The organism is Marinobacter sp. M-5 (genome assembly GCF_032911545.1).
Taxonomy (GTDB): Bacteria; Pseudomonadota; Gammaproteobacteria; order Pseudomonadales; family Oleiphilaceae; genus Marinobacter; species Marinobacter goseongensis.
Genome location: NZ_JAWJEK010000002.1, coordinates 13,611 through 40,055, shown reverse-complemented (window position 1 = coordinate 40,055; position 26,445 = coordinate 13,611). Strand labels below are relative to the sequence as shown.

The following is a 26,445-nucleotide window of genomic DNA, read 5'->3' as shown; positions in this document are numbered from 1 at the left end:
ACCGGCGGTCTTGAGAGGCCGTTCAATCGTCTGTGCCCCCGCTCAGAGCTTTCAGTTCCTGGCGTTCTTCCGGACTCAGATCCGCAAGACTGCGCTTGGAGGCGAGCAGCGAGGTTAGCCGCTGTTTTCGTGCGGCCTCCTGGTTCGGGCTCAGTAACTCCCGTGCGCCGGCGAGGGTTCTTTCCCGCGCCGGTATGTGTTCGATACCGTCAAACAGGTTGTAGAACCGGTCCCGGGCCTGTCGGTCCGTGGCCAGTGTGCGCACCAGGGTGCCCCGGTCGCTGATGCCGCGGTCCAGAATCCATTCGGCGAAGCCCCGGGCCAGCCGGAAATGCCTGGACTGGCGCGCCAGTTCAACCACGTCGCTGGCCATGTCCGGCGCCTCCACCAGAGCCAGGCACAGAGTGCTGTCCTTGCTGAGCCGCACATCAATGCGGTCTTCCTGAACCCGGTCCCGGCGGTCGCCGAAGCGTCGCTGGCCCGGCTGCGGGCGGCGGTTCTGCCAGTCGTTCCGTCCGCTGCACAATCGCAGCATCTCGTGCCACATGGCATCCCGCAGGGTGCTCTTAGGCATCTTGTTCAGCATCGGCTCAACCCGAGCCCTGAGCTCGCCCCGATGCTCCGGCAGTTGCAGGTCCAACCCTTCACTCTGTCGATCAAACAGATAGCGGGACAGCGGCGTGGCGCTCTCGATGCGCTTGCGGAACGCCTCGGGCCCCTCCTTGCGCACCAGCGTGTCAGGATCCTCGCCATCAGGCAGCATCAGGAATTGCAGGTGCATGCCGTCGGCCATCAGTTCCAGTGCGTTTTCCATGGCGCGATCGGCGGCCCGGTACCCGGCCTGGTCGCCGTCAAAACAGAACACGATGTGCCGCACCTGCCGCAGCAGGGCGGTCAGGCTGTCCTGATTGGTTGCGGTGCCCAGCGTCGCCACTGCAAAATGGATGTCGTGCTGAGCCAGCGCGATCACGTCCATATAGCCTTCTACCACCAGCAGCTTGTCCAGCTGGCGGATGGCCTGTTTGGCTTCGAACAGGCCGTATATCTCGCGGCTCTTGTGAAAGACATCAGACTCCGGAGAGTTGATGTACTTGGCCTTGTCGTCGCCGAGTGTGCGGCCGCCGAAGGCGATGGTCTTGCCCCGGCTGTTGCGGATGGGAAACATCACCCGGTTGCGGAACAGATCCCGCGGTCGGCCATACTTGTCAGAAACCGTGCCGGTCTCGATCAGTGGCGCCTGCAAATCCTTGCTGCAGGTATCAAACAGCGCAGTGCCGGTACCAGGGGCAAAGCCCAGTTGGTACAGCTGAATGATGTGGTCGTCCAGCCCCCGTTGCTTGAGGTAGTCCCGCGCCAGTTTGCCCTGGGCGCCCTGCAGCGACGACTGATAAAAGCGGCTGGCGTAATCCAGCGCATCCGTCAGTGTGCGGGCTTGCTGGATCTCCTGGCGCGCACTCTGGTCGTAAGGCACTTCCAGACCGGCGCGCCGGGCCAGCTCCTCTACCGCATCGGTGAACCCCAGTCCTTCAAACTCCCGAACGAAACTGATGGCGTCGCCATGGGCGCCGCAGCCAAAGCAATGGTAGAAGCCTTTGTCTGGGCGAACGTTGAAAGACGGTGTTTTCTCATCATGAAACGGGCAGCAGGCCTTGTAGTTGGCCCCGGCTTTCTTCAGCGTGATGCGTGATCCGATCAGCTCCGCCAGATCGATCCGGTCCAACAGATCTTCAACAAAGCGTTGAGGGATCAGTCCGCTCATGATGACTCCGGTTGCGCAGAAAGTGCCGGCTTAGCGCCGCCAATAGCCAAAAATGCCGCCGAAGCCAGGCCTCGGCGGCATTTTGGAATCGCTCTGTGCAGCCTGTGGCTTGAACAGGCGATCAATGGTTTGCAGTCAAGCGGCGTCAGCTGAAACTTAGTACAGACGCTCGAACTTGCGCTGTTCCCGCTGAAGCTTCTTGAGATGACGCTTAACGGCAGCTGCTGCTTTGCGCTTACGTACGGAAGTCGGCTTCTCGTAGTGCTCACGACGACGGACTTCGGACAGTACGCCTGCTTTTTCGCAGGAGCGCTTGAAGCGACGCAGTGCTACGTCAAACGGTTCATTCTCTTTCACTTTAACAGCTGGCATTCGAAAATCACCTACCTGATGTATTCGGTTTCTGTTTTGTCTGATCGACTCGTGCGTCAAATCGACTCGATACCTGGTCAGATTGGCTAAAACTCGACCAGTGCATATTTAAGGGCGGCAATGATAGCGCCTGCTTGGGGGAAAGGTCAATGTTTGTTCTGTGAATCTGCAGACCACCAGAGCGAGAGGTTAACAGGTTTCAGGTTAATGGGTTTCGGCTTTCTGTTAAAATGGCGTCCCGAACCTATTAATACCATCGTTGCGACCTTAACTATGCTGATTCTCGGAATTGAAACCTCCTGCGACGAAACCGGTGTTGCGCTGTATGACAGTGCGCAGGGGCTGATGGCCCACGCCCTGTTCAGCCAGATCGACATGCACGCGGATTACGGCGGTGTAGTGCCGGAATTGGCCTCCCGCGACCACGTGCGCAAGCTGCTGCCTCTGTGCGATCAGGTGTTGGCGGAGGCCGGCCGCACTCGTGCCGACATCGACGGCATTGCCTACACCGCCGGCCCCGGCCTGGTCGGGGCGCTGATGGTGGGCGGCTCGGTTGCCCACGCGCTGGGCTTTGCCCTGGGAATCCCGGTGCTGGGTGTTCATCACATGGAGGGCCACTTGCTGGCACCGATGCTGGAGCCTGCACCGCCGGCCTTTCCGTTTGTGGCGTTGCTGGTGTCCGGTGGCCATACCCAGTTGGTGCGGGTGGACGGCATCGGAGAATACGAATTGCTCGGTGAATCGGTGGACGACGCCGCCGGTGAAGCCTTCGACAAAACCGCCAAGATGTTGGGGCTGGACTACCCGGGCGGACCCAGGGTGGCCGCGCTGGCTGAGCAGGGAACGGCGGGTCGATACCGGTTTCCGCGTCCGATGACCGACCGCCCCGGGCTGGATTTCAGTTTCAGCGGGTTGAAAACCTTTACGCTGAACACGGTCACGGCGGCACAGGAAAGCGGCACGTTGGATCAGCAGACCCGGGCCGACATCGCACTGGCGTTCGAGGCCGCCGTGGTGGATACCCTGACCATTAAATGCGGCCGGGCACTGGAGCAGACCGGCTGCAAACGGTTGGTGATTGCCGGTGGTGTCAGTGCCAACACGCGGCTGCGGGCGGGGCTGGAAAAGATGACTGCGAAGCTCGGGGCCGGGGTGTTTTATGCCCGCCCGGAGTTCTGCACCGACAACGGCGCGATGATCGCGTACGCCGGTTGCCAGCGGCTGATGGCCGGCCAACAGGACGGCGATCGTATTGTTGCGGTGCCGCGGTGGCCGATGAATACCCTGCCACCGCTGTCCCGGGCGTGCGATAACGGGTTGGCGGATTGGGTGTAAGGCATGGGTTCAGAGGCGGGTTTCACGCCCCTGGGCCAGGCGTATCAGATTGTTGCGATGGCGCACCACAATCAGGATGGCCAGCAGTCCGAACAGCGGCAGGGTGTCTGGTTCGATCAACGCGCTGATTACGGGGCCGCTGACGATGGCAATGATGGACGCCAGTGCCGAGATGCGCCATCGCCACATCACCAGGCTCCAGATGGCAGCCAGTAGCAGTGTGGTCAGCGGTGCCAGCGCCAGCCCGGAACCGAGCGCGGTGGCCACCCCCTTGCCGCCTTTGAAGCGGTAGAAGAGCGGCACCATGTGGCCGGTTACTGCGCATAGCGCCACCATGGCCTGGGCAAGAATTGAAAGCCCTGCGGCGTGGGCCAGCCACACCGGGACAAACCCTTTGGCCGCATCAAGAACCAGCGTCAGTGCGGCCGGCAGCCAGCCTCCGTTGCGGTAGACATTGGTGGCCCCCGGGTTGCCGGAGCCCAGCGCCCGCGGGTCTGGCAGTTTCCAGAGCTTGCAGATTTCCAGAGCAAACAGTATGGACCCGGCGGTATAGGCCAGGGCACACAACAGTACGGTCAGTAATGGATCGCTCATGGGAATCACGGTCAGTCTGGGTTGCGGGCAAAGACGCGCCCGGGCAATGTGTGCGAAAATGCCGGCCCGTTGGCGATGGCTGGCTCAATGAGCCGTAGTAAAGGGACCACAGTATCTCTAGCCTGTTCGTTATTCAATCAGCAAAGAGTGTAACCCGGGAGAGATGAGCCGGTGACAGACAGCGTTCTGATCGAGGGCCTGGCCGTGGAAGCGGTGATCGGCGTGTACGACTGGGAGCGGGAGGTGACTCAGACCCTGTTGGTGGATCTGGACATGGCCTGGGACAACCGGTTGCCGGGGGCCTCTGATGACGTCTCCGACGCGCTCGATTACGGCGCGGTCAGCGAGCGTGTGGCGCAGTGGCTGCGCCAGGCTCAGCCGGCCCTGCTGGAAACCGCCGCAGAAGGGCTGGCCCAAATGATCCGCGACGAATTCGGGGTGCGCTGGCTGAAGCTGACCCTGCGAAAGCCCGGCGCCGTTCCGGCTGCCAGGGCGGTAGGTGTGTGTATCGAACGGGGGCAGGTGTGATGGCGGCCAGGGCCAGGGTATACATCAGTATTGGCAGTAACATAAATCGGGAGCTCTATATTACGTCAGCTCTCGATGCGCTCGCCGAGTGGTTTGGTGAGCTGATCATTTCCCCGGTGTACGAGAGCGAGGCGGTGGGTTTTGACGGCTCTCCGTTCTACAACCTGGTGGTGGGTGTGGACACTCACTGGAGTGTTGGCGAGTTGTCGCGGCGGTTCAAGCAGCTGGAGGCAGACAACGGCCGTCGCCGGAATGTGCCTAAATTCAGCGCGCGTACGCTGGATCTGGACATTCTGACGTACGATAACGCGGTTGGTGAAGTGGACGGCGTAGAACTGCCCCGCTCAGAAATTCTCAGGAACGCCTTCGTGCTCTGGCCCCTGGCCGAGGTGGCGCCTGACGCCCTGCATCCGCGATGTGGTCAGTCCTATCGCCAATTGTGGCAAGATTACCGCAGTAACCAGAGGCTCTGGCCGGTGGATTTCACCTGGCAGGGCAGGCTTATTTCACGATCGCAGTGACCGGAAGCGACGGATAAGGTGTTCGGTGGAGGCGTCGGTGCTGCTGGCGTCAGGCTGATTACCGAGAATCCGCTCGAGAATGCCCTGGCCCATCTGCTTGCCGAGCTCCACGCCCCACTGATCAAACGAATCCACATCCCAGATCACCCCCTGCACAAACGTGCGGTGCTCATAGAGCGCGACCAGTGCCCCCAGCGTGTGTGGCGTCAGCCGGTCCATCAACAGGGTGTTGCTCGGCTTGTTTCCGGCGATCACTTTATGGGGCGCCAGCAGGCGGGCGGCCTCGGCTGACAGTCCTTCGCCGGCGAGCTCTTTCCGTGCTTCGGCTTCGGTTTTGCCTGCCATCAGGGCGCGGGATTGGCTCAGGCAATTGGCGAACAGAGCCGCGTGGTGCTCGCCCACCGGGTTTTGACTCTGCAGCGGGATAATGAAGTCGGCGGGAATCAGTCGGGTGCCCTGATGCAGCAGCTGATGGTACGCGTGCTGTCCATTGGCGCCCACGCCGCCCCAGATCACCGGTCCGGTTTGGTAATCAACATCCTTTCCGGTCTGGTTCACACACTTGCCATTGCTCTCCATGTCCAGCTGCTGGAGATGCGCCGGCAGGCTTTCCAGATAGTGGTCGTAGGGCAGAATGGCGTGGGTTTCCGCGCCCCAGAAATTGCTGTACCAGACGCCGAGCATGGCCATCAGAACGGGCAGGTTCTGCTCCAGCGGTGTATGCCGGAAGTGCTTGTCCATGGCGTGGGCGCCTGCCAGCAAGGCACGGAAATGGTCCATGCCCACAACCAGCGCAATGGGCAGGCCAATCGCCGACCAAAGCGAGTAGCGACCGCCAACCCAGTCCCACATGGGAAAGACGTTGTCAGGCGTAATGCCGAACTGTGCCGCATCGGCCGGGTTGGCACTGACGGCCGCGAAATGCAGGGGGACAGCATCCTCGGTACCGCCGTTGGCGAGAAACCAGTCCCGTGCGACGCGGCTGTTCTCCAGGGTTTCCTGGGTGCGGAAGGATTTGGATTGCACCAGAAACAGGGTGGTCTCCGGATTGATCCGGGCGAGCACCTCGGCAATGTCGGTGCCGTCAATGTTGGCTACGAAGTGAGGTCTGAGCTGGCCGGTGTGGTAGGGGCGAAGCGCCTCGATGGCCAGTTTCGGCCCGAGATAAGAGCCGCCGATGCCAATGCTCACCACATCGCTGAACGGCTTGCCGGTAAACCCGCTGCGCTGGCCGCTGAGCACTTCTTCGGTGAAGGCGTCCATTCGCGCCAGGGTGGCTTCGATTTCGGGCATAACGTTCTGGCCATCAACTTCAACCGGGTCGCCGCCGGTGTTTCTCAGGGCGGTGTGCAGCGCTGGGCGGTTTTCGGTCACGTTGACGTGTTCACCGCGGAACAGGGCCTCCGTGCGCTCGGCGAGGTCACAGCTCCGGGCCAGGTCCACCAGCGCATGCAGTACCTCGTCGGTGAGGCGGTTTTTGGAGAAGTCCAGCGCCAGCCCGGCACCCTCCGCAAAGTAGCGCTGTGCTCGCTGCGGATCCCGTTGAAACAACTCCCGCATGTGCAGCGACGTCAGCCCCTGCTGCAGTTCGGCCAGAGTTCGCCACGCGGGGCTTGAGGCGGGAGAAGTAGGGGCCGGGGTCATGCGGGAGTCCTTTCAGTCTGGTGCGGTCAGCGTGTCACTGACAGATTATCGATCAGTCGCGTGGTGCCGAGAAACGCGGCTACCAGCAGGGTAAGTTCGCTGTCGCCGGCCGCCGCCGGTTTCAGAGTTTCGCTATTGACGATGTTGAAGTAATCAGGGCGCAGGCCAGCGGCGGTGAGCGTCTCGTTGGCTTCACGCTCAATGGCGTTGAAGTCGGTACGGCCCTCGCCAAGCTTGCGGGCGCTTTCCTGAAGGGTGCGATAAACCGTCGGTGCGGTGGCGCGTTCGGACTCACTCAGGTAGCCGTTGCGGGAGCTTTTGGCGAGGCCGTCCTCTTCGCGAATGGTCGGGGCGCCAATCACTTCGACCGGGATCATCAGGTCCCGCACCAGCTTGCGTATGACGGCGAGCTGCTGGAAATCTTTCTCACCGAAAACGGCAATGTCAGGCTGCACCATGTTGAGCAGCATGGTAACCACCGTGGCCACACCCTCGAAGTGTCCAGGCCGACTGGCACCACAGTGGCCGTCGCTGACTTCCGGTACCACCACTTTGGTCTGCTTCACCAGGCCCTGGGGGTAGATTTCCTCCACACCCGGGGCGAACACCAGAGTGTTGCCTGCGGCTTCGAGCTGGCGTTGATCTTCCTCCAGGGTGCGGGGGTAGGTGTCGAGATCTTCGCTGGCACCAAACTGCATCGGGTTGACGAAAATGCTGGTGACCACCACGTCCGCCGCCTCGCTGGCTTTGCGGACCAACGAGACATGGCCCTCGTGCAGGTTGCCCATGGTGGGTACCAGGCCGATGGTTTTGCCCTCGCGGCGATAGCCGCGAAGCATGGTGCGCAGTTCTTTCAGGGAGTTGACGGTTCTCATGCTTTGAACGTGTGCTCCTCGGCGGGGAATGAGCGGTTGCGAACCGCGTCTACGTAGGCGGTGATGGCGCCCTGGATGGACTCGGATTCCGCCAGGAAGTTTTTGACGAAGCGCGGCTTGCGCCCGGTCGTTACCCCCAGCATGTCATGCAGTACCAGAACCTGGCCATCGGTATCCGCGCCGGCTCCAATACCGATCACCGGTGCTTTCACCGCCTGGGTGATGCGTGCGGCCAATGGCGCGGGTACGCACTCCAGAAGGATGATGTCCGCTCCGGCCGCTTCCAGCTCGCAGGCGTGTTCGATCATCATCTCGGCGGCTTTTTCGTCGCGCCCCTGCACCTTGTAGCCCCCGAACTTATTGACGAACTGGGGGGTCAGGCCAAGGTGGGCACATACCGGCACACCGCGCTCGCTCAGGGCGGCAATGGTGTCGGTCATCCAGGCAGTACCCTCAAGCTTCACCATGTGCGCGCCCGCCCGCATCAGGTCGGCGGCATTTTCGAGGGCTGCCTCGGTGGTGCCGTAACTCATGAATGGCATGTCGGCCATGATCAGTGCGCCACGGTTACCCTTGGCCACAGCGCTGACGTGGTAGACCATCTGGTCCATGGTGACCGGCAAGGTGCTGTCGTGCCCCTGCAGAACCATGCCGAGGGAATCGCCAATCAGGATGACGTCAACACCGGCCTCGCTGACAATCTGTGCGAAGGTAGCGTCATAGGAGGTCAGGGCCGCAAACGCTGTGCCCTTCTGCTTGTATTCCCGCAGGGTATTGATGGTTACAGCCATAGAATCCTTGCCTTGTGGGTGGATGGGCCAAGACTGTGCCGGGGTCTGCCGGCGTTCAGACGTTAAGGGTAATCCGGTGGGTGTCGCTGAGGCAATAGTAGCATGAAGCCGGACATTCAACAGGGCGGCTGATGCGCCCGCGGAAGCGGCGGCAGTAACCGCAGGTGGTTGTCCGGGCATTGTTGCCGGAGGGCAGCAACGGTGCGCCCGTCCGGCAGCATGAGATCGGCGTTCAGATCGAGCAGGGGTTGGAGCACGAAATCCCGGTTCGGCAGTTCTCGGTGGGGAACCGTGAGGCGATCGTTGTGAATGGTGTCTGTGCCGAACAACAGCAGATCCAGGTCCAGGGTTCTGGGCCCCCAGTGCTGTTTACGCTCGCGTCCGTGCTGAAGCTCGATCTGTTGCAGGTGGTCCAGTAAGTCAAGCGCGCTGAGCTCCGTGCGCAGCCACGCTGCGCCGTTGACAAAGTCGGGCTGATCCTGGGGGCCGACAGGGCGGCTGCAGTAGAACGCCGATTGCGCGATCAGCGATGTCCGTGGCAGGCCCGCCAGTTCGCCAATGGCGCGGGCAAGTTGCGCCGTCGGGTCTGCCAGGTTACTGCCCAGACCGATAAAGACGTCGGTCATCGGTACCGTCAACTCCCGGTGGCGGGCTTGCGTTTGCGCCGGCGTTTTTTGGGGGCGTCTGTGCTGAGCTCGCTGAGCATGCGCTCCTGGCCGCGCTCGTCGTTGGCCTGGAAGTCCGTCCACCATTGGCCCAGGCCCGGCTCGATTTCGCCTGCCGATTCCCGCACCAGCAGGAAGTCGTAAGCCGCGCGGAAGCGCGGGTGCGACATGGTCAGGAAAGCGCGTTTTCCCTGGCGCCGGGGCAGGCGCATCTGCAGCTCCCAGATCTCCTTCATGGGTCCGGAGAACCGCTTCGGGATGGAGGTGGCCTGCACCTGGCGCCCGATCACCTTGGCAATCGCGCCGTGCAGAGCCGGCTGCACCGGATCGCCGTTGTCCTGGCGACGCCGCCACTCGGATTGCAGCGCCGGCCACAGCATGGCTGCAAACAGGAAGTAGGGGGTGACGGATTTGCCCTGAGCGATGCGGGCGTCGGTGTTGCGCAGGGCCTGGCGAATCAGTTCGTCGGGCTCGCCGGCATTCAGGGCACGGACTGTCTCCGGAAACAGCGGAGCCAGTAGGTTGTATTCGCGCAGCAGATCGTAGGTCGCCTCGCCGTAACCCGCCGAGAACAGCTTCAGAACCTCGTCAAACAGGCGTGCAGGTGGAATGTGAGTCAGCAGCGGCGCGAGTTCCTGGATGGGCTCCTCGGTGTCTTCCTCGATGTCGAAGCCGAGCTTGGCCGCAAAGCGCACCGCCCGCAACATGCGCACCGGATCTTCACGGTATCGGGTCTCGGGGTCGCCGATCAGACGGATCTGGCGGTTCTTGAGGTCTTCGATGCCGTCCGCGAAGTCGATCACTGTAAAATCGCGAATGCAGTAATAGAGCGCGTTTACCGTGAAGTCGCGACGCAGGGCGTCCTCCTCCAGAGAACCGTAAACGTTGTCCCGCAGCAACAGGCCGTGCTCGCTGGTGCGACGATCGTCGTCTTCGGTGTCGTCGTCCGCTTCAATGGCATTGCCGCGGAAGGTGGTGACTTCGATGACCTCGCGCCCGAACACCACGTGCACGATGCGGAAGCGGCGGCCAATCAGACGCGAATTGCGGAACAGGTCATGAACCTCTTCCGGCGTGGCGTTGGTGGCGATATCAAAGTCTTTCGGCTGGCCACCCAGCAGAATATCCCGTACCCCGCCACCGACCAGGTAGGCGTCAAAGCCGGACTTGTTCAGTCGGTGCAGCACTTTCTTGGCCGGCTCGCTGATGGCCGTGCGCGATACCGTGTGCTGGTCCCGGGGGATTTCCCGCCGTGTATAAGGGCGCTGCTTTTGCTTTCCGTTGCCGGGCACAAGAGCGCGGAGTTTTACGACCGACTGCTCGAAGAGAGAAGAGATTGATTTAGGCATTGAATTCCGTTAGTGCATGAGCAAAAACGAGAGTTTAACGGTTTGGGCGGGATTTGCACACGTTTGCAACAGAATGGATGGGAAAAACGGTGGCATTCAGAGGGCAGGGTGGTATAACGCATTGTTCCGTACCCCAGATAATCAAAAGGCGGATTCGTTTTCACGAACCCGCCCTGAAAGCGTTGACGATCTGCATTGTTTTTGTTTTTGCCGGGATTTTTCTTCGTTTTTGTACCCCACTGCGTCTCCCCAAACTTGGAGATGTCAGTAGTGCAAACGGAAGGCTTTGAATACACAGAGCGGTCAGAAGCATCGGGCAAGTTACGGGTACATGCAGCGTCGCCTGGAAGACGATTCTTCTCCACATCTACAACTCGCTCGTGCCAAGGGACCCCTAAAAAGCACAGTACCCAAAACACTCAGTTCGCTCACGTTCTGTTCTTGTTTTTGTTGCTGAACGTTTTCCTGCAGCTTCTTGTTTTTGTTTTGACGCTGCGTTGTCACTCTTGTTTTTGTTGTTGTGCGCCAAATAGGTTGCAGGGCATGTGCCAGTTTTATGAATCCCTTTGTTTACAGCTAGTTAAGAAAAAGTGATCCATAAGTGTTACCCCGTATAGGTCTGAAGTGTTACCCCGATCTCATTTTGAGGCTCGGGAGTGTTACCTTACGGAACAGGGGGTAACAACTGAGCGGGGGTTCATACTTTGGGTTCGGTGGCCGGTGCGCATCGAGCCGGCGGCGGCCGTATGGTCAGTTCCCCGAGGCTTTCTTGCGGGGGATGCCGAGCCGCTGGCGACGTTCCCAAAGGGACTTCCGGCTGATACCAAGCTTCTGGGCCAGTTCGGTTTCGCTCATCTTGTCCTGGTTTTCCAGAACAAAGTGCTGGAAGTAATCTTCCAGCGAAAGGTCGTTGGAGGATTCCGGTTCCCGCGCCCGAACCTGTTCGTTGTTGCCTTCCACCAGCGTTTGCGGAATGTATTCGTCACCGCCCTCGTACTCCAGATCCAGCAGCGACGGGGTGATCAGGTCGGTGTCACACAAAATGGTGGCGCGTTCGATGGCGTTCTCCAGTTCACGGACGTTACCGGGCCAGCGGTGCCGTTCCAGGGCACGCATGGCTTCCGGGCTGAGGTTCAGGTGTGGCTTGCTCATTTTCTCACCCTGGCGCGTGAGGAAGCGCTGGGCCAAACCAAGAATGTCGCCGTGGCGTTCCCGCAAAGGTGGGATGCGCACCTGCATAACGTTCAGCCGGTAATACAGGTCTTCGCGGAACTCGCCGGTGCGGGTCATGGCTTTCAGGTTGCGGTGGGTAGCGGCAATCATCCGGACGTTGACCTGGCGGCTCTGGGTTGAGCCCACCTTGCGGATCTCCCCCTCCTGCAGCACGCGCAATAGCCGTGCCTGGGCTTCCGGTGGCAGCTCACCGATTTCATCCAGAAACAGGCTGCCACCATCCGCGGCCTCGATCAGTCCGGTGCGGGCCGACACCGCACCGGTGAACGACCCCTTCTCGTGACCGAACAGCTCCGATTCAATCAGGCTTTCCGGGATGGCCGCGCAGTTTACCGAGATCAGCGGTTTCAGCGCCCGCGGGCTCATCAGATGAAGTGCGCGGGCGGCCAGTTCTTTACCGGTACCGGATTCGCCCTGGATCAGCACTGTGGTCTCCGTGGGGGCCACCTTGCGGATCAGCGTGAAAACTTTCTGCATGGCGTCGCATTGGCCGAACATGATGCTGGCCGGATCGCTGCTGGCCTTGTCCGCGGTGGCGGGCGTGGGCCCGGTTTCCGGGTCGACTTCGGTCTGTTGTTTGCGGGCGAGGATGTTCTCCACGGCGGCCAGCATCTCATCATGATCAAACGGCTTGGCGATGTACTCCACGGCACCCATTTTCATGGAATCAACGGCGGAGCGCAGGCTGGCGTAGCTGGTCATGATCAGCACCGGGGTGTTCGGCGCCCGGTTGATCAGTTCGGTTCCCGGGGCGCCGGGCAGCCGCAGATCCGAAATGATCAGGTCAAATTCATCGGGCTCATGCTGTTGTTCTGCTTCTTCCACAGAGCCGGCGTCCGCAACGTCGTAGCCGGCGTGCTGCAGCAGTTTGCGCACGGCGGAGCGGATTATCTCTTCATCTTCCACGATCAGAATGCGAGGCATAGGGTATTACGACCTTTCGTTCAGGCTGATGGCGGCGTTACCGGAGTCCGGTTCGTAGGCCGGCAATTTCAGGCGCACGCAGGTGCCCAGACCGGATTCCGGATCCGCCGGGCTGCCTACGTGTATGTTGCCGTAATGCTCTTCGACAATACTGTACACCAGTGACAGACCAAGGCCTGTGCCCTTATTGGGTGCCTTGGTGGTGTAAAACGGCTCAAAGATGTGGTCCAGCTGATCTTCCGGAATGCCGGACCCCTCATCGGTGACCTCGATAATAGCGGAGTAGCCATCGCGGTTTCCACTGACCCGGATGCTGCCGCCCTCGGGTGACGCGTCACGGGCATTGGCCAGCAGGTTGACGAATACCTGCACCAGCCGCTGCTCGTCACCCAGCACCATCAGGTTGTCCGGGCAGTCGTTAACGTAGTGGATGCCCAGGCCACGGTCACTCAGGGACAGCAGGTTGATTGACTCATCGACACAGCGGCGGATCAGCACCGGTTCGTAACGGTTGGCCTGGGAGTGATTGCCGGTGCGGGCAAAGTTCATCAGCGATTGCAGGATGGTCGAGATGCGTCGGGTTTGCTGCTGAATCTGCTCCGCCGTCGAGAGAATGTCGGGGTCATCGGTTTCCAGCTTCAGATTCTGCGCGAGGGACGAGATGCCCGTGACCGGGTTGCCGATTTCGTGGGCCACGCCGGCCGCCAGGCGGCCCACCGATGCCAGGCGTTCGCTGTGCATCAGTTCGTCTTCCAGTAGTCGTGTCTCGGTCTGGTCTTCCACCAGAATGATGCTGCCGCCTTCCGGATGATCGGGACCACTCAAGGCGGCCTTGTGCAGGTTCAGCCAGTGCGGTTTGCCGTTCAGGTCGAGCCGGTGTTTGTATCGGTGCAGATCCTCGCCACTGTTGAAGTCGTCCAGCAGCAGGTGCCAGTGTTCGGGCAGGGCCTGCAGGCGCGCGCCCACCACGTCGTCGGCGGTGATGCCGGTGAGCTGCTCGATGGCGTGGTTCCACATCAGAATCTCGCCGTCATCGCCCATGGAACAGGCCGGGATTGGCAGGTTCTGCAGAGTCTGGCGATAGTGGCGGCGCAGATTGTCCAGCTCGCCGGCAAGGCCGGTCAACTGATTCTGGTAGTCGCCAAGGGCACGTTCCACATAGCGGATGTCCTGGGCCATGCCGCCACTGGCCATGGCTTTGTAGCCCAGATGGCGCTTGACCAGGTCCCGCGCCACGGCAGGGCCGAGCAGACCAGAGAGGTTGACCTCCACCTGGTCCCGCAGCCGGCGCAACTGGTAGGGCCGATATTCCACATTGGGCAATTTGAGCTGGCCGAGGGCGCGCTCTACCTCGCGTTTGGCCACACCCAGCCCCAGTGGGTCCGCAAGCTGGCGGATAAAGTCGGCAGAGGACGTGGCCACCAGTTCACGCCGATGGGGGCGGGACAGGGCGCCCAAAGAGCAGGCCTGGGCCGCGCTGGCTTCCTCGGCGGTGCTGCCGCTGAGCACTGAGACCAGTGTGAAAACGGTAACATTCACCGTCAGGCTGATGAAGGTGAAGATGTGCCAGTTGCTGTAGTCGGGCACCAGTGGCGCGCCCAGCCACTCCAGCAGGTTAGCGGTGTGGGAGAACGGCAGCACCAGGGTGACGATCCAGATCGCCAGGCCGGAGATGAGTCCTGCGATCAACCCGCGCCGGTTACCTTCCGGCCAGTAGATGACGCCGAGGGCACCCGGTAACAGCTGGAGGGTGCCTGACAGTGAAATGGCTCCGAGGATGGACAGGTCAAGATTGGTGCCAATGGTCTCGTGGAACAACAGCGCCGCAAAAATAATGACGGCAATCAGCAGGCGTTTGATCCAGCGCAGCCAGTGGTAGATGTCGCCATGGTCTCGCGGTGTCTTCAGGGGCAGCACAATGTGGTTCAGAACCATGCCTGCCAGCGCGAGGGTGCTGACAATCATTAGCCCGCTGGCGGCAGACAGGCCGGCAATGTACATCAGCAGCGTCAGGGCCGGGCTTTCCAGCGCCTGGGCAACACCGATGGCGTAGAAATTGGGGCCAGTGGTGGCTGCCAGTTCCTGTCCGCCCCAGAGGATCAGCGGTACCGGCAGCCCCAGCAGCAACAGATACAGGGGCAGGCCCCAGCTGGCTTTGGCCAGGGCTTTCGGCGACGGATTTTCACTGAACGTCATGTGGTACATGTGGGGCAGTACCAGGGCGCCGGCGAACGCCATCAGCATCAGTGCGCGCCAGCTGCCATCGTCGATGGTCATGGTCATCGGGCGGGCTGGTGAATTCTGGGTGTTGAGCCAGGTTTCCAGCCCGCCCATGCCGCCAAATACGCCGAACAGGATCACGCCACCCATCACCAGCAGGGCCACCAGCTTGACCAGTGAATCAAAGGCAATGGCCAGCACCAGTCCCTGATGGCTCTCGGAGCCCTGATTACGGCGGGTACCGAACAGCATGGCAAACAGCACCACGGTGATGCTGAACATCACGCTGATCACGTCGGGGGAGGTATCAGGTGCCAGCAGGCTGGCGGAGGTCGACACCGCCTGAATCTGCATGCTTAAAAGCGACAGAATGGCGGCGCCTGAGCAGATGGTTACCAGCGTGCCTGCCCATTGGCTGCGGTAGCGATAGGCGAACAGGTCGGCCAGCGAGGCCAACTGGTAAGCGCGGCCGATGCGCATTATCGGGTTCAGCAACACCGGCGCCAGCAGGAAGGCGCCGCTGATGCCCAGATAATAGGCCAGGAAGCCAAAGCCGGACTCAGCCGCCACGCCCACCGCCGCGTACACCGCCCAAATGCCAGCGTACACGCCGAGGCTGAGGGTGTAGACCAGCGGGTGTCTGACCCAGTGTCGGGGCAACAGGTCGCGCTCGGTAATCCAGGCAACGCCGAACAGCAGGATCAGATATAACAGGCTGGCCAGCATCAGGCCGGGGGCGCTAAAACTCATTGGGGTCTCGCCGCCATTCCAGCCAGAAGCCGATGGCAATCAGGCCGGCCCAGATGATGTAGGGGGTGTACCAGGCGTTTCCGGGAGAGGTCCACCAGTCGAGAATATTCGGCGAGAAAATATAGATGGCCAGAACCAACAGGAAGACCAGGCGATAGATATACATCAGGCATGCGATCCGCGCTGAGTTTGTGACAGGCTTTATACCATGTAGCTTACAGGGATGTCAGGGGGATTGCGCCCCGCCGCCAGTGTCGGACTGCCCAGTCAAGAATGTCGTTGGTGCCGGATCGCTCAAGGGCTACTGGCGGTTGCTGTCCGAGCGCCTGAAGTGCCGTCATCAGGTTGCGGGAGGGCTGGGTGCCATCCAGTGCCGGTGCATGGTTCTGTTTGCTGAGCTTCTGGCCCTGCTCGTTGAGGATCACCGGAATGTGCAGCCAGCGCGGCGGCGCGGCACCCAGAGCGCGGTAGATCTGCTGCTGCTGGGCGGTCATGTCCAGCAGGTCAGAGCCCCGCACCACGTCGGTGATACCCTGATCAATATCATCAGCCACTACGGCCAGCTGATAGGCGTAGAAGCCCTCCTTGCGCAGAATGACCGGGTCATCGAGCTCGGCCCGCACGGTTTGGGTCTGTTCGCCCAGCAACTCGTCATGCCAGTCGCTTGTTTCATCATGCAACGCAAAGCGAACGGCGAACGGACGATCGCCGGGCACGCTGTTGCCATTGCGACAGCGCTCGGGATGTCGGCCCTGATGCGCCAGCAATTGCTTGCGGGAACACGCGCAGCGATAGGCAGTGCCGCGTTGCAGCAGGGTATCGATGATTGTCTGGTAAGCGTTGTGGCGCCGGGACTGGAAGCGAACCGGTTCGTCCGGGATCAGGCCGTGGCAGGTCAGACTGTGAAGGATCTGGTCGGTGGCGTGCGTGCTTTCTCGCAGCGGATCAAGGTCTTCGATGCGCACCAGCCATTGGCCCTGATGGGTTCTGGCCTCCATAAAGCTGGCCAGGGCGGTCACCAGTGAGCCAAAGTGCAGCGGCCCGGTCGGGGACGGGGCAAACCGCCCGCGGTAGGTTTGTTCAGCCATGGTAAACAATCAGCCGGCCCGGGAGGGGCCGGCGGGCAAGGGTAAACGGCTCAGATGCCGGTCTGGCGTTCGCGGATTTCCGCCAGGGTTTTACAGTCGATGCACAAGGTGGCCGTCGGGCGCGCCTCGAGACGGCGGATGCCGATTTCCACACCGCACTGGTCGCAAAAGCCGTAATCGTCCTTGTCGATGCGATCAATGGTCTTGTCGATTTTCTTGATCAGTTTGCGCTCGCGGTCGCGGGTGCGCAGCTCCAGGCTGAATTCCTCTTCCTGGGTTGCACGGTCGCTGGGATCCGCGTAATTTGCGGCATCTTCCTGCATATGGTGCATGGTGCGGTCGACTTCTTCCATCAACTCCTGCTTCCATTGCAGCAGCAGATTCTTGAAGTGCTCCAGCATGTCAGCACTCATATACTCTTCACCCTTCTTCATTTCGTAGGGGGTGAAGTTGGTAAAACGTTCGCGTGGCTGTTGTGCAGTGTTTGCCATTGACCCGGCCTCTTGATTGTACTTCACAAGAACGCTTTGCTTCCCTCCGCACCAGCCTTCGCTGCGCGGTTTGACCCTGGATAAAGCATTCGTCCTGAAACAGGAATTTGCGGAAAATAGCAGATAAGTCACAGGGGTGCCAGCCTTGTGATCAGACTTTCACACGGAGACCACCATGAAGTTCCCCCTGCCATTGATTGAAGGCCGGCTGATCCGGCGCTACAAGCGGTTTCTGGCCGATGTGCGGCTGCCGGACGGCAGCGAGGTAATTGCTCACTGTCCGAACACCGGTTCCATGCTGGGTTGCCAACCCGCGGATGCGCGGGTCTGGCTGAGTGAAAGCGATAATCCCAAGCGCAAGCTCCGTTACACCTGGGAACTGGTGGAAACTGCGCCGGGCGAACTGGCATGCATCAACACCGGCCGACCCAATGCCCAGGCACGCCATGGCATTGAGGCAGGTGCGGTCGCGGAACTGGACGGATATGGCAAGGTTCGCACGGAGGTGCGTTACGGCTCCGAGAGAAGCCGGATTGATCTGCATCTGTCAGAGCATCCGTCTCTTGCCGACGCCTGGGTGGAGGTGAAAAATGTCACCCTGTGTGAGGCCGGCGCAGGGTTTTTCCCCGATGCAGTGACCACCCGTGGACAAAAACATCTGCGTGAGCTGATGGCCCAGGTGGCGGTGGGCGAACGCGGTGTGCTGCTGTTTGTGGTGAATCACAGCGGTATCACGTCGGTGCGGCCGGCGGATCACATCGACGCGGCCTATGGGGCGTTGCTCAGGGAAGCGGCGGCAGCCGGTGTGGAAGTGCTCGCTTACCGTGCAGAGCTGGGTGATGCGGGCGGACCCTCCGGCGGTCTGTCTCTCGTGGGCCCGGTGCCGGTTATTCTGGAGGCCTGATGTAAATGCCGTCGGGCCGTTCCACCACCTCCAGCGGCGTCAGCGCGTCCCCCTGGCAGGGCCCGGCAATGCACTCGCCGCTCTTCGGCAGAAACAGGGCGCCGTGGGTTGCGCACTGGATGAAGCAGCCGTCAGAGTCCATGAAGCGCCCCGGCATCCAGTTCAGCTCAATGCCCAGGTGGGGGCACTGATTGACATAGGCCCTCATCTCGCCGTCATGACGAAGTGCAAAGCCCCTCTGCGGCGCAGTACCGGCCGTGTCCGCTGTCAGCGCGAACTCGATGGCACCGGTGTTCAGGTCTTCCGCCCGCCCGATGTGTGTCCAGTGCCGTTGATCGGTCATTTGCCGGTGGTGTAGCGCATGCGGGTGCCGTGGTTCAGGGACATCACGATTTCGTCCGCGTGCAGTGCACGGGGGAAGAAGCAGCCGGAAATCTTGGCTCCGGCGATGCTGGCGCCTTCCATTTCGCACTGGCTGAAATCAATGCCGCGCAGGTCGGCTCCCCGGAAATAGGCATGTCTCAGGTCCATGCCGTGGGCGTCCATCCCGCGCAGGTCGAGACCGCGGAAATCGCCATGGGCGAAGCTTGGCAGCGCCGGCTGGGTCGCCTTGGCGGTGTTAAACGCCTCCATGTTTTCACTTCTGAGCTTGTCGTAGAGTGGGTCGTTGATCTGGCGTACTGCGTCTGTGTCCATGGTGCTGACCTCTGCTGGCTTGTGCCGGTATCCGCTAACGAGCACCCGACCCACGGGCCGGGTGCTAACAGTGTAGACGATTCAGGCCGACGGCAGCCCGAAGTGCTGACGGATCCGGTCGGCTACCGCCTCCGCTACGTGTTCCTGGTCAGTATGCAGGTGAATGGTGTGGGTTTTCTCTTCCGTGGTCAGCGGCTCGAACCAGCCCTGCTGTTCATCCAGCAACGCTTCGGTGGCTTCTGAGGCGTCTCCGGAGCGGTTGCGGATCCATTCCCGGCGCAGGTGCTCGGGTGCTTCGCAGTGAATCAGGGCGAAGGGCAGGCCCTGGTTCTCGGCCACCTCGGCCAGCAGCGCCCGTTCCCGCTGCTTGAGGGAGGCGGCATCCACAATTACCGGAAGGCCTGCATGCAGCAGATCCGCGGCCACGGTGGCAAGGCGTTGATAGGTTTCCCGGGTGGCTTCCTCAGTGTACAGGTTGGCGCCGGTGGGGGATTTGCTTTGGTCCAGCGGTCCCAAGCCGAACAGCCGCTTGCGTTCAACGTCCGAACGCAGACGAATCAGCCCCAGTTCCGCAGACATGGCGGCGCTGACGCAGGTTTTACCGCTGGCGGACAAGCCCGTGGTCGCCAGCAGGTAAGGGTTCGGGATGGCGCTGTAGCTCTCCGCCAGTTGGGCGTAGTCCTGATATCGCTGCAGCAGGCCGGCTCTTTCGGCGTCGGACAGTGATGGGTTGCCGAGGGTGAATAACGCAATCTTGGCGCGCACCATGGCGCGGTAGGCCTTGTACAATGGCAGCAACGGCAGCGCGTCGAAATCCCCGCGATGCTCCAGGTAGGTGTTGAGGACCAGGTTGGCCAGCAACGGTTCGCGGCGTGACTCGAGGTCCATCAACAGAAATGCGAGATCGTTGATTACATCGATCCAGCGGAACGGCTCGTTGAATTCGATGCAATCGAACACCGTGACTTTGCCCTCGAACACCGTGATGTTGGCCAGGTGGAGGTCGCCGTGGCACTCACGCACGAAGCCCTGCTGGCGGCGCTGGGCGATGAGATCCTGCTGGCGTTCGAAGGTGGTGCGGGTCCAGGCCTCGAGGTTGTCCAGCTGAGACAGCAATTCCTGATTGTCCAGCAGCGGGCGAATCTGGTCAAAGTTCTCCTGCATGGCGGCAAACACGGCCTCAGGAGTGCCCAGTGGTTTGTCATCGGCCACCGGCGACAGTGTGTCATGAAAACCCGCCGCCTGTCTGGCCAGGCTGGCGAGCAGATCGGCGCTGAGGGACCCGTTCTCCTGGCGTACGTCGAACAGCTCGCTCTGGTCGAACTGGCGCATGCGGATGGCGTATTCAAACGGCTCACCTTCGCCACCGATTATCGGCTCGTCGGCGGTGCCGGTGATTGGCACCACATCCAGATACAGGTCCGCGGCTAGGCGGGAGTTCAGACGCAGTTCCTCCTCGCAGAAATGCTTGCGGCGAGCCAGGGTGGAGAAATCGAGAAACCCGAAATCCATGGGCTTCTTGATCTTATAGGCGTAGTCGCCGGTGAGGATCACCTGAGAGATGTGGGTCTCAAGAACCTGAAAGTCGGTGACCGGGTGGTCGTACAGCGCCGGATTCTGTAACGCCAGAATCAGGTTGTGGGTATCGGTGTCGCTCACTGCTCTCTCCTCGCATTCCCTGAACTTGTTGATTTTTCTTGCGCCTATCATAACGGGCAGATTACAGAAATAACACACAGATGACCTGCCTCCAGCCGTGCCGCTTTCGTTATACTCGCGCCATGAAAAAAACATCTCCCCCCAAAAAGTCCGTCAAGAAAAAAACCGGTAAAGGCCGTTCCGCCCGGCGACCCTGGTTCTGGCGTCTGTTCTGGCGCGTCTCGCTGATCGGTCTGGTCCTGCTTGCCGGCTGGATGGTGTATCTCGATGCGGTAGTGACCTCACGCTTTGAGGGGCGTCGCTTTGAGGTACCGTCGCGGGTTTATGCCCGCCCGCTTGAACTGTATGACGGCGCCAGTGTCAGCTCCGGCAGTCTGCAGAGAGAGCTGGAGCTGTCCGGCTTCCGCAAGGGCGATGGCGTCAGACCGGGCACCTACAGTCGCAGTGGCGGTCGTTTTCTGATCAGTTCCCGCGGTTTTCTGTTCGCCGATGGGCTGGAGCCCCGGCGCCGGCTGGCACTGACCATCTACAGCGACCGGGTTCAGGAGTTTCGAGTGCTGGAGGGTGATAACGCGCCGATCGTGCGTCTTGAGCCCGCCCAGATCGGCGGCATCTACCCGGCTCACAAGGAGGATCGGGTACTGGTTCAGTTGGAGGATGTGCCGGACCTGCTGACCGACGCGTTGCTGACCATTGAGGACCGCGGATTCTACGAGCATTACGGTGTGGCACCGCTGTCCATTGGCCGTGCAATGCTGGTCAACCTGCAGGCGGGCCGGGTGGTGCAGGGCGGCAGCACACTGACCCAGCAGCTGGTGAAGAATTTTTTCCTGACCCGTGAGCAGACCCTGATCCGCAAAGGCAACGAAGCGTTGATGTCGGTGTTGCTGGAGCTGCACTACGAGAAGGACGACATCCTCGAAACCTACCTCAACGAGGTGTATCTCGGTCAGGCCGGCACCCGCAGCATTCACGGTTTTGGCCTGGCAAGTCAGTTCTACTTCGGCGAATCGATCCGCGACCTTGGTCTGCACCAGGTGGCGCTACTGGTGGCCATGGTGAAGGGGCCCAGTTACTACAATCCGCGCCGGCATCCGGAGCGTGCCCTGGCCCGTCGTAACCTGGTCATCGACGTGATGGCCGACGACGGCATCGTCAGCGCCGCCGAAGCCAGTAAGGCCCGTGCCCGGCCGCTGGGTGTCAGTGAGCGGCCCTCATACTCCGAGAACCGCTATCCTGCCTATATCGATCTGGTCCGCCGCCATCTGTCACGGGACTACAAGGAGGAGGACCTGCGGAGCGAGGGGTTGCGGATCTTCACTACTCTCCATCCGGGGATTCAGTACGCGGCGGAGTTTGCAGTCACTGACACGCTGTCGCGGATGGATTCCGGCTCCCGGGACACCACGCTCGAGTCCGCCATGGTGGTAACCGCGCGTGACAGTGGCGAGGTGCTGGCGCTGGTGGGCGGTCGAGACCCCCAGTTTGCCGGTTTCAACCGGGCGCTGGATGCGCGCCGGCCGATCGGCTCGCTGATCAAACCTTTTATCTACCTGACTGCACTGCAGGATCCAGAGCGCTACACGCTGATTTCTCCGGTGGAGGACAAGGGGTTTGCCCTGGTGTTTGACGACGACCGGCGCTGGGAGCCGAAAAACTTCGACAAAAAGGAGCGGGGCGAAGTGCCGCTGCATCAGGCACTGTCCCGGTCCTATAATCTGCCGGCGGTGAGGGTCGGTCTCGATGTGGGCGTGGATGCCGTGCAGGAAACCCTGCAGGCGTTTGGTGTGACCAGTCCGATTTCCCGGTATCCTTCCATGCTGCTGGGCTCGGTGTCGATGACGCCGGTCACCGTGGCGCAGATCTATCAGGGGCTGGCCACATCCGGTTTCAATACCCCGTTGCGAACCATTCGCCAGGTCACCGATGCCAGTGGTGAGGCGCTGTCGCGCTACAGCCTGGAGGTGGACCAGGTGGCGGATCCGGCAGCGGTTCACCTGGTGCAATACGCCATGCAGGAAACCATGCAGGAGGGGACCGGGCGAGCGGCTTACCGTTCCGTGCCCCAGCAACTGTCACTCGCCGGCAAAACCGGCACCACGGACGACGGGCGAGATGCCTGGTTTGCTGGCTTCAGTGGCGATCTGCTGGCCGTGACCTGGATCGGTCGGGACGATAACGGCCCTACCACACTAACAGGCTCAACCGGTGCGCTGCCGGTGTGGGCTCGGTTCATGGAGCAGGTGCCCCAACACGGATTTTCACCGGTGGTGCCCGACGGCGTGACGTATCACTGGGTCAATGCGCAACGACAGGCTCTGACTGACGAGCACTGTGACAATGCACGCCTGGTTCCGTTTATGGCAGGCAGTGAGCCCGCTCAGGAGGTGACCTGTGCGGGTAATCTGCAGCGGCGGATCCGCGGCTGGTTTGAAGGACTTTTCCAATGAAGGCAGTAACACTGAAATACAGCGGCGCGCTGGCACTGGCACTCATCATCGGCGGCTGTGCCTCGCCCGGCGGCTCCATCTACGTGCCTGCCGGTGGCTCGTCACGGGATGTGGAAGACGCGCCGGAACCACCGCGGAGCGAACGGGAGGCGGCACCCACGCGCACGGAGCGCAAGAGTGAGCAGCCGTCTGAATCGGCAGCAGAACCCGAACAGGAGCGCCGCACCGGTTCTCCGAGCTATCAGGAAGCCGGAGACCAGCTGTCACCGGCGGCCAAGAGCCTCATCCAGCAAGCCGACAGCCTCCTGGCTCAAGGCAATGCGCCGGCCGCTATTGCGCAGTTGGAGCGGGCTCAGCGCATCGCTCCGAGATCGGCGGAGGTGTATTTCAAACTCTCCGAAGCCTACGTTGCCGCCGGACAGTTGGGCTCGGCGGAGCAATTCACGCTCAAAGGGTTGTCACTGGCCGGGAGCGATGCAAGGTTGCAGCGGTCTGGCTGGATGTTGCTGGCGGATATTCGGCGCGAGCGCGGGAACGTGGCGGGTGCCAATCAGGCCGAGCAACGGGCTAACGCACTGTAGTGATGTGTTTTCCGTTCAGCAGACACAAAAAACCCCGCAGTTGCGGGGTTTTTTGTCCGACTGATGTTACTCGGCCACGAAGTCTACCGTGGTTTGCGACTCAGCCGTCACGGTGACGTTCCGCGTTCCAAGGAACGTCAGCTCCTGTGCCGCCTCGTTGTCATCGGGGTCGCAGGTGTAGCTGACGGTGTACTCGCCTTCCACCAGGAAGGCCGCAGTGTAGTTGTACTCCGACACTTCCCCATCAAAGGCTACCGGTGCGGTCAGCAGCGGCTCGTTCTCGCTGCCAAGATCGCCGATGGTGGCGTCGCTGCCCTGATAGACGTAGACCATGCCATCGTAAGCCGGATCATTGACTGAGCACCGAACCTGGATAATGGTTGACTCATCTACCGAGCCGGCGATGGACCCGACCTCGAGATTGTTGACCAGTCGCAGCGCCGGTCTCAGCATGAAGTCGGCAAGCGCGTTGCCCTGGGGGTCGACCACGGCTTTGCGCACGTCGAAATCAATGGTGAAGCTGGTGGAGGTGTCGGCGGCGACAATAAAGTCCCCTTGCAGTTTCAGGCCGCTTTGCTCGCCGGACGGGACGGCAAGAGAAAATTCAGTATCCCCTGTGTCAGAGCGCTTTACGAACGAGTTTTCAGTATCAACGATCAATCGAACCTGGGAATACTCACCCGCAGGCACCTCCTGGTCGGTGATCAGCGGCTCACTGACGCCGCCCTGCAGGTCCAGCATATTGACGGTTTCGAACCCCTCCAGTGGGAACGAAATCCAGTCACCGTCTGTCGGTTTGAGGCGGATCTCGGTAAATGCAACGGTCACATTGCTGAGATCTGTGGCCGGTGCGTCGGTGATGCCGAAGGACACGGTACCGGTGGAATCGCTTGAGCCCGAACCACCGCCGCCACAGCCGGCGATGCCTGCGGTGAGGGCAGAAACGGCGAACATTTTGAGCGTGCTATTCATAAAAGCCTCCAAAAAAGGTTTGGTTATCGGTGCAGAGCGGCGTCTTTGCTCTCTATGTCCTCTACAAAACGCTGGCTGCGGTTATTGGGTTCCTGCAGTTTTGTGAACGTTGCCTAATGATTCGGCAATAAATGCTCAGGTGGCCCGGGGGCGCCCCATATCACGTCACCCTCAACTGAGGTAGACTGGCGGGCCGTTTCCAGCCATCTACTCGAAAGTAGCATAAGAACAGGCGAACACCGGTTTGGCATTACTTCCTTTTCGGCCGTCACGGTCCAAGCGATTTGAAAAGCTGGTCCAGCCGCATCTGCAGGCGCTGTACCGTTTTGCCTTTCGTCTGGCTGGCCAGCAGCAGGACGCGGAGGATCTGGTTCAGGACGTCATCGTGAAACTTTACCCTCGTCTCGACGAGCTGGAGGCCATTGAGCAACTGCGGCCCTGGCTGAACCGGGTGTTGTACCGTCATTTCATCGACCAGGTGCGTCGTAAAGGGCGGCAGTCTGATCGGCCACTGAGTGAGATGGTTGAGGCCGAGCAGCAGTCCTCCTACCTCGAAAGCTTCGCCTCGGACGACATTGGCCCGGAAGCTCACCTGGAGGCTGGCCGGCTGGGGCCGGCGCTGGACAAGGTCATGGCAGCGCTGGATCCGGATCAGCGCACCCTGATCATGCTCCATGACGTGGATGGGTGGCGCCAGGAAGACATTGCGGAAATCCTCGACATTCCGCTGGGCACCGTGAAATCCCGGTTGCATCGATGCCGTGCGGCACTTCGTGAAAAATTGCAAAAGGAACTGGAACCTTTCTCGGGCATCGGACGTGTGAAAGAATGAGGTGATGGATATGTCGTGTCGTGAATGCCGGGATCGGATTGCTCCCCTGATAATGAATGAATTGTCTGCCGAACAGGCTGCGATTGTTGAGCAGCATGCGGCAGAGTGCGTTCACTGTGCGGCGATTCTGGCGGATGAACGAGAGTTGCAGTCCGCGCTGGCGGACCGGTTATCCATTCCGGATCCATCGCCGGATTTCGAGACCCGGATTATGGCCGCTGCGCGCTCGGGTGATTCCATGCGCGGTGGCTGGAGTACTCCGGTTGTGGGTGGAGCGATCGCTGCGGCGTTGGCGCTGGGTATTGCCCTTGGGGTGGGCCTGAAGCCGGGCGACGAACCGCCGCGCGTGGACATGGCCACCACCACGGCGACCCCGGGGCAGGCTACGCCCGAATCCACGGTCTATGAGCCGGTGGTCCAGACTGTGCGTCTCGCGTTCAGCTCGGGCAAACCGCTTCAGGACGTCACACTGACGCTTGAGCTCCCGGCCAATGTTGAGCTGGCAAGCTTTCCCGGACGACATCAGCTGAGCTGGCAGGTCGATCTGGAACAGGGTGAGAACGTTCTGGCCCTGCCGCTCAGGGTGCTGTTCCCGGGCGCGGGCGATCTGGTTGCACACATTGACGATGGCCAGCGGCAGAAAACCTTCAGGGCAGTAATACCAGGTCAGGCCGAGACAGAGAAAATGGAGCCAGCATCATGACGAAGCACAGCAGGCAGTGGTTCAGGCCGGCACTGATGTGCATGGTTGCACTTTTTGTGTCGCCAGCAATGGCGCAGTCTTTCGACAACCTCGATGACCTTGATGTCACCATGAGAATGGTTGTCGACGATGAGGAACTCACCAATTCGGTGGTGCGTGAGATTGAGCTGCCGGAGCCGATGATCCGGGGGCAGGAGATTCGCCAGGGTGCTTCCGGAATGCCCGGGCAGGGTCGTCCCGAGAGGCCGGATCTCGACACAGCGCTGGATGCCATGGAACGTGGTCAGGAAATTGGTGAATCGGCGTCAGAGCGGGCCAGCGAGGCTCGCGAGATTATCGACTCCGAGAGGCCCGGTCGCGATGGTCTGCTGGACTCTTTGCCCGGCCGGAATGGACTGACCGATCTGCCCGGCAAGCATGATCTGCTGAATGACACGGAGCAATTGCTGGATGACGTTGGTGACAAACTTGACCCCGACAACAAACTGGAACTCTGATTCCTTGCCGGA

26 protein-coding genes are annotated in these 26,445 nt (G+C 61.0%); 9 read left to right on the top strand and 17 right to left on the bottom strand.

The window, feature by feature from the left end:
- Nucleotides 1-22 precede the first annotated feature (22 nt).
- Nucleotides 23-1,759, bottom strand: coding sequence for a DNA primase (gene dnaG, locus R0125_RS09550; protein WP_317238001.1), 1,737 nt, complete (start codon nucleotides 1,757-1,759; stop codon nucleotides 23-25).
- A gap of 156 nt (nucleotides 1,760-1,915) precedes the next feature.
- Nucleotides 1,916-2,131, bottom strand: coding sequence for a 30S ribosomal protein S21 (rpsU, locus tag R0125_RS09545; protein ID WP_072794797.1), 216 nt, complete (start codon nucleotides 2,129-2,131; stop codon nucleotides 1,916-1,918).
- A gap of 273 nt (nucleotides 2,132-2,404) precedes the next feature.
- Between rpsU and tsaD the strand changes: the two genes are divergently transcribed.
- Nucleotides 2,405-3,466, top strand: coding sequence for a tRNA (adenosine(37)-N6)-threonylcarbamoyltransferase complex transferase subunit TsaD (gene tsaD, locus R0125_RS09540; RefSeq protein WP_317238000.1), 1,062 nt, complete (start codon nucleotides 2,405-2,407; stop codon nucleotides 3,464-3,466).
- Nucleotides 3,467-3,475: 9 nt separating this feature from the next.
- Here tsaD and plsY read toward each other — a convergent pair whose 3' ends face one another.
- A complete protein-coding gene (gene plsY / locus R0125_RS09535) occupies nucleotides 3,476-4,060 on the bottom strand; it encodes a glycerol-3-phosphate 1-O-acyltransferase PlsY (RefSeq protein ID WP_282448508.1) in 585 nt (194 codons plus the stop codon).
- Nucleotides 4,061-4,231: 171 nt separating this feature from the next.
- Here plsY and folB point away from each other — a divergent pair, with 171 nt between their 5' ends.
- Nucleotides 4,232-4,588, top strand: coding sequence for a dihydroneopterin aldolase (gene folB, locus R0125_RS09530; protein ID WP_317237999.1), 357 nt, complete (start codon nucleotides 4,232-4,234; stop codon nucleotides 4,586-4,588).
- Nucleotides 4,588-5,109, top strand: coding sequence for a 2-amino-4-hydroxy-6-hydroxymethyldihydropteridine diphosphokinase (folK, locus tag R0125_RS09525; protein WP_317237998.1), 522 nt, complete (start codon nucleotides 4,588-4,590; stop codon nucleotides 5,107-5,109). The genes folB and folK (R0125_RS09525) overlap by 1 nt, the downstream gene beginning before the upstream one ends.
- On the opposite strand, the gene pgi is transcribed toward folK (R0125_RS09525), so the two are convergent.
- From pgi to dksA, 10 genes are all read right to left on the bottom strand, one after another.
- The gene (gene pgi, locus R0125_RS09520) at nucleotides 5,095-6,753 is read right to left on the bottom strand and encodes a glucose-6-phosphate isomerase (protein WP_248185359.1); all 1,659 of its coding nucleotides are present in this window, start codon (nucleotides 6,751-6,753) and stop codon (nucleotides 5,095-5,097) included. The two genes, folK (R0125_RS09525) and pgi, sit on opposite strands and share 15 nt — an antisense overlap.
- 26 nt (nucleotides 6,754-6,779) lie before the next feature.
- A complete protein-coding gene (panC, locus tag R0125_RS09515) occupies nucleotides 6,780-7,628 on the bottom strand; it encodes a pantoate--beta-alanine ligase (RefSeq protein ID WP_248185358.1) in 849 nt (282 codons plus the stop codon).
- A complete protein-coding gene (panB, locus tag R0125_RS09510; RefSeq protein WP_248185357.1) occupies nucleotides 7,625-8,419 on the bottom strand; it encodes a 3-methyl-2-oxobutanoate hydroxymethyltransferase in 795 nt (264 codons plus the stop codon). Before panB ends, panC begins: the two co-directional genes overlap by 4 nt.
- Before the next feature lie 116 nt (nucleotides 8,420-8,535).
- The gene (folK, locus tag R0125_RS09505; protein ID WP_248185356.1) at nucleotides 8,536-9,045 is read right to left on the bottom strand and encodes a 2-amino-4-hydroxy-6-hydroxymethyldihydropteridine diphosphokinase; all 510 of its coding nucleotides are present in this window, start codon (nucleotides 9,043-9,045) and stop codon (nucleotides 8,536-8,538) included.
- Nucleotides 9,046-9,053: 8 nt separating this feature from the next.
- Nucleotides 9,054-10,433, bottom strand: a complete 1,380-nt coding sequence (gene pcnB / locus R0125_RS09500; RefSeq protein WP_317237997.1) for a polynucleotide adenylyltransferase PcnB — start codon at nucleotides 10,431-10,433, stop codon at nucleotides 9,054-9,056.
- Between the two features lie 750 nt (nucleotides 10,434-11,183).
- Nucleotides 11,184-12,590, bottom strand: a complete 1,407-nt coding sequence (locus R0125_RS09495; RefSeq protein WP_317237996.1) for a sigma-54 dependent transcriptional regulator — start codon at nucleotides 12,588-12,590, stop codon at nucleotides 11,184-11,186.
- 6 nt (nucleotides 12,591-12,596) lie between these two features.
- Nucleotides 12,597-15,560 carry an ATP-binding protein gene (locus R0125_RS09490; protein WP_248185442.1) on the bottom strand — a complete coding sequence of 988 codons (2,964 nt, stop codon included), beginning with the start codon at nucleotides 15,558-15,560 and terminating at the stop codon, nucleotides 12,597-12,599.
- On the bottom strand, nucleotides 15,550-15,726 hold the full coding sequence (locus R0125_RS09485) for a hypothetical protein (RefSeq protein ID WP_012139305.1): 177 nt from the start codon (nucleotides 15,724-15,726) through the stop codon (nucleotides 15,550-15,552). The genes R0125_RS09490 and R0125_RS09485 overlap by 11 nt, the downstream gene beginning before the upstream one ends.
- A 49-nt stretch (nucleotides 15,727-15,775) precedes the next feature.
- Complete coding sequence (gene gluQRS / locus R0125_RS09480) at nucleotides 15,776-16,648, bottom strand: tRNA glutamyl-Q(34) synthetase GluQRS (RefSeq protein WP_317237995.1); 873 nt, start codon at nucleotides 16,646-16,648, stop codon at nucleotides 15,776-15,778.
- 50 nt (nucleotides 16,649-16,698) lie between these two features.
- Nucleotides 16,699-17,139 carry an RNA polymerase-binding protein DksA gene (gene dksA / locus R0125_RS09475; RefSeq protein ID WP_248185440.1) on the bottom strand — a complete coding sequence of 147 codons (441 nt, stop codon included), beginning with the start codon at nucleotides 17,137-17,139 and terminating at the stop codon, nucleotides 16,699-16,701.
- 175 nt (nucleotides 17,140-17,314) lie between these two features.
- Between dksA and sfsA the strand changes: the two genes are divergently transcribed.
- Entirely contained in the window at nucleotides 17,315-18,043 is a 729-nt protein-coding gene (sfsA, locus tag R0125_RS09470; protein WP_317237994.1) for a DNA/RNA nuclease SfsA, read from the top strand.
- Here the strand turns inward: sfsA and R0125_RS09465 are convergent.
- From R0125_RS09465 to R0125_RS09455, 3 genes are all read right to left on the bottom strand, one after another.
- Nucleotides 18,027-18,386 carry a Rieske (2Fe-2S) protein gene (locus R0125_RS09465; RefSeq protein ID WP_317237993.1) on the bottom strand — a complete coding sequence of 120 codons (360 nt, stop codon included), beginning with the start codon at nucleotides 18,384-18,386 and terminating at the stop codon, nucleotides 18,027-18,029. The two genes, sfsA and R0125_RS09465, sit on opposite strands and share 17 nt — an antisense overlap.
- Nucleotides 18,383-18,739, bottom strand: a complete 357-nt coding sequence (locus R0125_RS09460) for a pentapeptide repeat-containing protein (protein WP_317237992.1) — start codon at nucleotides 18,737-18,739, stop codon at nucleotides 18,383-18,385. Before R0125_RS09460 ends, R0125_RS09465 begins: the two co-directional genes overlap by 4 nt.
- 81 nt (nucleotides 18,740-18,820) lie before the next feature.
- Complete coding sequence (locus R0125_RS09455) at nucleotides 18,821-20,449, bottom strand: AAA family ATPase (RefSeq protein ID WP_410797598.1); 1,629 nt, start codon at nucleotides 20,447-20,449, stop codon at nucleotides 18,821-18,823.
- A 71-nt stretch (nucleotides 20,450-20,520) separates the two neighbouring features.
- On the opposite strand from R0125_RS09455, the gene mrcB reads away from it, so the two are divergent.
- Nucleotides 20,521-22,848: a penicillin-binding protein 1B gene (gene mrcB, locus R0125_RS09450; protein ID WP_317237990.1), complete on the top strand. Its 2,328-nt coding sequence runs from the start codon at nucleotides 20,521-20,523 to the stop codon at nucleotides 22,846-22,848.
- On the top strand, nucleotides 22,845-23,429 hold the full coding sequence (locus tag R0125_RS09445; protein ID WP_317237989.1) for a tetratricopeptide repeat protein: 585 nt from the start codon (nucleotides 22,845-22,847) through the stop codon (nucleotides 23,427-23,429). The genes mrcB and R0125_RS09445 overlap by 4 nt, the downstream gene beginning before the upstream one ends.
- A gap of 66 nt (nucleotides 23,430-23,495) precedes the next feature.
- Here the strand turns inward: R0125_RS09445 and R0125_RS09440 are convergent, their stop codons facing one another.
- The gene (locus R0125_RS09440) at nucleotides 23,496-24,401 is read right to left on the bottom strand and encodes a DUF4382 domain-containing protein (protein ID WP_317237988.1); all 906 of its coding nucleotides are present in this window, start codon (nucleotides 24,399-24,401) and stop codon (nucleotides 23,496-23,498) included.
- Nucleotides 24,402-24,645: 244 nt separating this feature from the next.
- Between R0125_RS09440 and R0125_RS09435 the strand changes: the two genes are divergently transcribed.
- The 3 genes from R0125_RS09435 to R0125_RS09425 are packed head-to-tail and all read left to right on the top strand — an operon-like array spanning nucleotide 24,646 to nucleotide 26,433.
- Entirely contained in the window at nucleotides 24,646-25,233 is a 588-nt protein-coding gene (locus R0125_RS09435; RefSeq protein ID WP_248185432.1) for an RNA polymerase sigma factor, read from the top strand.
- Between the two features lie 4 nt (nucleotides 25,234-25,237).
- On the top strand, nucleotides 25,238-25,936 hold the full coding sequence (locus R0125_RS09430) for an anti-sigma factor family protein (RefSeq protein WP_317237987.1): 699 nt from the start codon (nucleotides 25,238-25,240) through the stop codon (nucleotides 25,934-25,936).
- Nucleotides 25,933-26,433 carry a hypothetical protein gene (locus R0125_RS09425; RefSeq protein ID WP_248185430.1) on the top strand — a complete coding sequence of 167 codons (501 nt, stop codon included), beginning with the start codon at nucleotides 25,933-25,935 and terminating at the stop codon, nucleotides 26,431-26,433. Before R0125_RS09430 ends, R0125_RS09425 begins: the two co-directional genes overlap by 4 nt.
- Nucleotides 26,434-26,445: the final 12 nt, after the last annotated feature.

Bases quoted from the DNA above. Each gene is read 5' to 3' on its own strand.
- dnaG (WP_317238001.1), bottom strand. From the start codon at position 1,759: ATGAGCGGACTGATCCCTCAACGCTTTGTTGAAGATCTGTTGGACCGG.
- rpsU (WP_072794797.1), bottom strand. From the start codon at position 2,131: ATGCCAGCTGTTAAAGTGAAAGAGAATGAACCGTTTGACGTAGCACTG.
- tsaD (WP_317238000.1), top strand. From the start codon at position 2,405: ATGCTGATTCTCGGAATTGAAACCTCCTGCGACGAAACCGGTGTTGCG.
- plsY (WP_282448508.1), bottom strand. From the start codon at position 4,060: ATGAGCGATCCATTACTGACCGTACTGTTGTGTGCCCTGGCCTATACC.
- folK (WP_317237998.1), top strand. From the start codon at position 4,588: ATGGCGGCCAGGGCCAGGGTATACATCAGTATTGGCAGTAACATAAAT.
- pgi (WP_248185359.1), bottom strand. From the start codon at position 6,753: ATGACCCCGGCCCCTACTTCTCCCGCCTCAAGCCCCGCGTGGCGAACT.
- panC (WP_248185358.1), bottom strand. From the start codon at position 7,628: ATGAGAACCGTCAACTCCCTGAAAGAACTGCGCACCATGCTTCGCGGC.
- panB (WP_248185357.1), bottom strand. From the start codon at position 8,419: ATGGCTGTAACCATCAATACCCTGCGGGAATACAAGCAGAAGGGCACA.
- folK (WP_248185356.1), bottom strand. From the start codon at position 9,045: ATGACCGACGTCTTTATCGGTCTGGGCAGTAACCTGGCAGACCCGACG.
- pcnB (WP_317237997.1), bottom strand. From the start codon at position 10,433: ATGCCTAAATCAATCTCTTCTCTCTTCGAGCAGTCGGTCGTAAAACTC.
- R0125_RS09495 (WP_317237996.1), bottom strand. From the start codon at position 12,590: ATGCCTCGCATTCTGATCGTGGAAGATGAAGAGATAATCCGCTCCGCC.
- R0125_RS09490 (WP_248185442.1), bottom strand. From the start codon at position 15,560: ATGAGTTTTAGCGCCCCCGGCCTGATGCTGGCCAGCCTGTTATATCTG.
- R0125_RS09485 (WP_012139305.1), bottom strand. From the start codon at position 15,726: ATGTATATCTATCGCCTGGTCTTCCTGTTGGTTCTGGCCATCTATATT.
- gluQRS (WP_317237995.1), bottom strand. From the start codon at position 16,648: ATGGCTGAACAAACCTACCGCGGGCGGTTTGCCCCGTCCCCGACCGGG.
- dksA (WP_248185440.1), bottom strand. From the start codon at position 17,139: ATGGCAAACACTGCACAACAGCCACGCGAACGTTTTACCAACTTCACC.
- sfsA (WP_317237994.1), top strand. From the start codon at position 17,315: ATGAAGTTCCCCCTGCCATTGATTGAAGGCCGGCTGATCCGGCGCTAC.
- R0125_RS09465 (WP_317237993.1), bottom strand. From the start codon at position 18,386: ATGACCGATCAACGGCACTGGACACACATCGGGCGGGCGGAAGACCTG.
- R0125_RS09460 (WP_317237992.1), bottom strand. From the start codon at position 18,739: ATGGACACAGACGCAGTACGCCAGATCAACGACCCACTCTACGACAAG.
- R0125_RS09455 (WP_410797598.1), bottom strand. From the start codon at position 20,449: ATGATAGGCGCAAGAAAAATCAACAAGTTCAGGGAATGCGAGGAGAGA.
- mrcB (WP_317237990.1), top strand. From the start codon at position 20,521: ATGAAAAAAACATCTCCCCCCAAAAAGTCCGTCAAGAAAAAAACCGGT.
- R0125_RS09445 (WP_317237989.1), top strand. From the start codon at position 22,845: ATGAAGGCAGTAACACTGAAATACAGCGGCGCGCTGGCACTGGCACTC.
- R0125_RS09440 (WP_317237988.1), bottom strand. From the start codon at position 24,401: ATGAATAGCACGCTCAAAATGTTCGCCGTTTCTGCCCTCACCGCAGGC.
- R0125_RS09430 (WP_317237987.1), top strand. From the start codon at position 25,238: ATGGATATGTCGTGTCGTGAATGCCGGGATCGGATTGCTCCCCTGATA.
- R0125_RS09425 (WP_248185430.1), top strand. From the start codon at position 25,933: ATGACGAAGCACAGCAGGCAGTGGTTCAGGCCGGCACTGATGTGCATG.